Below are 5,000 nucleotides of genomic sequence, written 5' to 3'. Positions count from 1 at the left end.
GGAAAAGGATACCAAATTGGTTTTAGGTATTGCTGGAGGAGGATTTTTAGTTCTTATAATTCTTTTTGTTACTATCTTGTCCCTTCTAGGAAACAGTGACGGACTTAATGGTACTAGTTTTGGAAATACCGTGGCAGTTATCCCTTTACAGGGTGAAATCGCCTATGGGCAGTCCAGTTTTCTGGAAAGTTCCGTAATAACCCCTCAAACCGTCACTGATAGTATTAAAGAAGCAGAAGAGGACAGTTCAGTGAGTGCCATAGTCCTGGATGTTAACAGCCCCGGTGGTTCGCCAGTGGCCAGTGAAGAGATTATGAATGCTGTGAAAAACTCCAGTAAACCCGTGGTGGTCTGGATCAGCGATATTGGTGCTTCCGGTGCCTACCTGGTGGCTTCACCTGCCGATAAAATTGTGGCCAGCCCCTCCTCAATTGTGGGCAGTATTGGAGTTATACTCAGTTTAACTGATTTATCGGGCCTTTACCAGAAGATCGGGGTGAACCAGTACGCCATTAAAGCCGGGGAGTACAAGGATATGGGTGCATCCTACCGTAATCTAACTCCAGAAGAGACTGTAATGTTACAGGGGATGGTGGATCAGGATTATGAATACTTCATCAAACAGGTGGCCGAAAACCGTAACCTGGATGTAGAGTACGTGCGTAGTATTGCCGAAGGTAAAATCTACACCGGAACCCAGGCCAAGGATCTTAAACTGGTGGATGAAACTGGTGACCGGGAAAAGGCCATTGAAATGGCCGCCCGACTGGGAGGTATATCCGGGGATTATAACGTGATTACCCTTACCCCTACTGAATCTTTAGCTGATATTCTTAAAGGTTACTCCACCAACTTCGCCTATGCCTTAGGTAAAGGGATTGGAAGTCTGATTAATCAGGATTCAGTGCAGAGCTCCGTGGATTACTCCCTGAGGTGATGACCAAAGGTTTCAAGGTAAGGCTTCAATTTTGGTGATTTTCCCCAAAGAAGGTAAAATTTACATAAAATTCATTGAAAATAACCAAATTATAAAAATAAAGATTTCCAAAAAAAAGAACTTAAATAAAATATAAAATGTCTAAAAAAACAGAGTAAATACTGAGGTGAAAAATATGGTTGTCAAAGTAGAAGTATTCACATCCCCCTCTTGCCCCTACTGTCCCATGGCTATTGAAGTAGTAAACGAAGTTGAAAAGGACATGCCTGGTGTAATGGAAATTGAAAAGATCGACATAATGGTAGACCGTGAAAAAGCAATTGATTATGGTCTTATGGCTGTCCCGGCCATTGCTCTAAATGGAGTGGTACGTTTTGTCGGTGCTCCCAGTAAAGAAGAACTGGCAAAGGCCATAGAAGAAGAAAAAGGAAAATAAAATAAACCTATTATTTTTAATTAACATGGAAGAAGATCATTCCAGTCAAAAAGACCAAATCTCTCAATCTAATTCTAAAAATAGCAGGGGGAATAAATCAACCCCCCCACCTGTTTCTTTTCCTGTTGAGAGTGAAGATTACGGTATTACCACTGGAAGTGCAGCTACTGCTGCAGCCCTGGCCGCACTGTTATCCATTGAGGGTAAGGTGCCTTCATCAGTAACTATTGAAACACCACTGGGATCCCTGGATATATTCGTTAAAAGTTCCCGGAAGATTGATGATCACTCCGGGGTGGCTAGTGTGGTGAAATTTCCCTACCACGACCCGGATGTAACCATTAACCTGGAAGTGCAGGCCGAAGTCACTCTCCAGGATAAACCTGGCCTCCTGATTCAGGGAGGAGAAGGGGTGGGTAAAATAACCAAACCGGGACTGCAGCTACCCATTGGTGAGGTGGCTATAAATCCCGTACCCCGGAAGATGATCCTATCCAACCTGGAAAAAGCACTCCCTAAAGGAAAAGGTGCACGGGTCTTAATCAGCATCCCCCAGGGCAGAGATATTGCTAAAAGGACCATGAATCCCCGTCTAGGTATTGTGGACGGCATCTCCATACTGGGAACCACGGGTGTTGCCCGCTCCATGAATTCTGACAGTTTCCAGAAGTCCAAAAAATGTCAGCTGGATGTGGCCCTGGCTGAGGGGTACCGGGAGCTGGTATTTGTGCCCGGTAATATTGGAGAAAAACTGGCCAAGGAGTTGCTGGATGTGGAAGATGACCAGATCATCCAGATGGGCAATCTGGTGGGTTTCATGTTAAAAGAAGCCAGTAAATGTGGGTTAACCCGTTTAATTCTAATGGGCCATGCTGGTAAACTGGTAAAAATAGCCGGAGGTATCTTCCAAACTGAACATCGCCTGGCAGATGGCCGCCGGGAGATCATAACCACCCATACTGGCCTCATGGGTGGGAATAAACAGGTCCTGGAGGAAGTGTACCATTCCAACACCACGGAGGATATGCTGGAAATCCTGGAAAGGGAAGAAATGGTGGAGAAGGTCTTCAACTCCATTGCCCGGACCATCCAGGAGCGTTGCCAGGAAAGGTTCAACCTTATGCCCGAAGTGATTATTTTAAAGATGGATGGAACCATACTCAACCCTAATCATAATGTCCAATTAAAAAGTCGTTAATTTCTTTTATTCGTACCCTAAAGGTTTCTTTTATTCACCCCTTAAAGAATTTATTAATTCATCCGAGTATTAAACTCATTATAAGAATGTTCAATTCACTAATTCTCCCTAATCCTGGAAAATCTTCTTATTATCTTGGCAGTTACTTAACCGGGATACGCTATTCTAAAGAATAAAGGGCAGAATATTTAGAAAATAGACTTAACTACAATGGGTATTCTACAAGAACTTATAGATGTATTAAAAGTATAAAGTAGAATATAGATTACTGGTATAAATTCAGATTACGGGTATAGATTCAAATTAAGGTGAAATCATGCGTGTGTGCATATTAGGACAATATCCCCCTCATATTGGAGGTGTTTCATCCCATACTTATCTCCTATCACAGGAAATCGTTAAAAGAGGGGATGAAGTTTACGTGTTAACCTACCCCCACCCGGATGTGAAGGACCTGGGTCCAGTGAAGGTGGAAACTGCCCCGGCACCCAACATCAAAGGATTAAGGGGTCTATTCTTCTTTGTATCTGCTTTTTTCAAACTGAGGAGCATGATACGTCGTTACCAAATTGATCTTATCCACGCCCATTTTCTTCTCCCCCCGGGTCTCATTGGAGTGTACCTGGGATCATGGATGGGTAAGGAAACTGCGGTAACTGCCCATGGCTCAGACCTCATGATTCAGGCCAATAACCCCCTTTTACAGAGATTGATCCGGTCGGTTCTTAAAAAAGCAGATTATGTAATGGTGGTTAACAATGACCTGAAAGATAAGGTGCTGAAGATGGGTATAAACCCTGAAAAGGTTTATGTAACACCCAATGCCATTGACACGGAAAGATTCAATCCCCAGAAAACGGAACTCCCCCCGGATATAAAAATGAGAAGTGATAAGCCGACCGTGCTCTTTGTGGGTAACCTGGTATATCAAAAGGGAGTGAAGTATCTCCTGGAAGCCAAGAAGTTAATGAAAACTGATGTCGAGCTGTTAATAGTGGGCGATGGCCCCCTGCGCCCGGAACTGGAAAAAAAGGTCGAAGATGATAAAATCAGCGACGTGGTTTTCACCGGTGCCCGGCGTGATGTGGAAGATATCATGCCCTCCGCCAGTGTTTTTGTTCTACCCAGCATATCCGAGGGATTCCCCATCACCATTCTGGAAGCCATGGCCAGTGGCCTGCCAGTGGTGGCTACCAGTGTCGGAGGAATCGGCGAAGTAATGAATGATATGGTGGGATCTATGGTTAAACCTGCCGAACCACTGAAACTGGCCAGAGCTCTGGATGAAATTTTACAGAATGAAGAGTTGAGGCAGGAAAAGGGTGTGGCTGCCCGGGAACATTCCCGGAAATACAGTACCCTGAAGATACCCTATTAACTTATTATTTATCACCGGCTCTATCCAACATTATAACTAGAAAGTTAACTCACCATATTTTTAGATAAATATTTTTGATAAGTAATAGGGCAGATTTCAGATAAGCATGGCCCCCCAATTAGATAAAAACAGGCCACATCTGTAATCTAACCGGAACTACCGGAAGATGGTTGAATTCATCAAATGATTTGGTAACAGGAGATATGGACATGGAGGAGAAAAAATTCACACACCTCACCCAGAGTGGGGTGCATATGGTGGAAGTGGGAGATAAACCCGTCATTAAAAGGACTGCACTGGCCAGGGGGAAGATAAACCTGCAGGAAGAAACCATTAACCTCATTGAAAAGGGAGAACTTAAGAAGGGAAACGTTCTCACCACTGCCCAGATAGCAGCCATCCAGGCAGTTAAATCCACTTCCCAGCTAATACCCCTCTGCCACCCCATACCCATCGGTGGTGTGGAAGTGGAATTTGAAGTGACCCCCGGTTCCATCGAGGTCACCGTGGAGGTTAAGAGCACCGGGAAGACCGGAGTGGAAATGGAAGCCATAACCGGAGTTAGCGTTGGTCTTCTGACCATATGGGACATGGTTAAAAGTGTGGAGAAGGATGAGAAGGGCCAGTACCCCTCCACCAGCATAAGTGCTATTGAAGTGCTGAAGAAGGAAAAAATAGAGTTAAATTTTGACTAAACTATTCTGGAAAAAATAAGGACAAAAAAATAGGAAGTTAATATGAGTCTTGAATCACTGGATCCTGCCATCAGAAAAATAATCAAGGATTCTTACCCTCAGATTGAGGATTTGAACCCTGCCCAGAAGGCTGTGGTGGAAGCGGGCTTACTGGAGGAGAAGGAAAACTTCATCATTGCCATACCCACGGCCAGTGGAAAAACCCTCCTGGGAGTAATGGCTGCCCTCCGAACCATCCTTGAGGGCGGTAAAGTAGTTTACACTGTCCCCCTATTATCCATTCAGAATGAAAAGGTTAAGGAATTTAAAAAATTCGAAGAACACGGTATCAAGGTGGGTAAACACCCCTCTTCCTC

5 protein-coding genes and 1 pseudogene (2 of these 6 cut by a window edge) are annotated in these 5,000 nt (G+C 44.3%); all 6 read left to right on the top strand.

What is annotated here, in order from left to right:
• A protein-coding gene (sppA, locus tag QC759_RS09355; protein WP_048073503.1) for a signal peptide peptidase SppA crosses the window boundary here: on the top strand, positions 1–937 show its 3' portion. The gene continues 2 nt to the left of window position 1, outside the view; the window shows 937 of its 939 coding nt (coding positions 3–939); its start codon straddles the left edge of the window (only 1 of its three bases is visible, at position 1); it ends in the stop codon at positions 935–937.
• A 163-nt stretch (positions 938–1,100) separates the two neighbouring features.
• A pseudogene (locus QC759_RS09350) lies at positions 1,101–1,373 on the top strand (MJ0307 family thioredoxin); the annotation flags it as partial.
• Positions 1,374–1,398: 25 nt separating this feature from the next.
• Positions 1,399–2,571: a cobalt-precorrin-5B (C(1))-methyltransferase CbiD gene (gene cbiD / locus QC759_RS09345; protein ID WP_082055730.1), complete on the top strand. Its 1,173-nt coding sequence runs from the start codon at positions 1,399–1,401 to the stop codon at positions 2,569–2,571.
• 316 nt (positions 2,572–2,887) lie between these two features.
• Entirely contained in the window at positions 2,888–3,949 is a 1,062-nt protein-coding gene (locus QC759_RS09340; RefSeq protein WP_048073505.1) for a glycosyltransferase, read from the top strand.
• A 209-nt stretch (positions 3,950–4,158) separates the two neighbouring features.
• Positions 4,159–4,644, top strand: coding sequence for a cyclic pyranopterin monophosphate synthase MoaC (gene moaC / locus QC759_RS09335; protein ID WP_048073506.1), 486 nt, complete (start codon positions 4,159–4,161; stop codon positions 4,642–4,644).
• Positions 4,645–4,686: 42 nt separating this feature from the next.
• Positions 4,687–5,000, top strand: the beginning of a protein-coding gene (locus QC759_RS09330; protein WP_048073507.1) for a DEAD/DEAH box helicase. It continues 1,768 nt past the right edge of the window; only the first 314 of its 2,082 coding nucleotides appear in the window; it begins with the start codon at positions 4,687–4,689; its stop codon lies off the right edge, out of view.

Source organism: Methanobacterium formicicum (genome assembly GCF_029848115.1).
In the GTDB taxonomy this organism is placed as follows: Archaea; Methanobacteriota; Methanobacteria; order Methanobacteriales; family Methanobacteriaceae; genus Methanobacterium; species Methanobacterium formicicum.
Note: the sequence above shows the minus strand (reverse complement) of the source record. Positions and strands in the feature narration are given on the sequence as shown.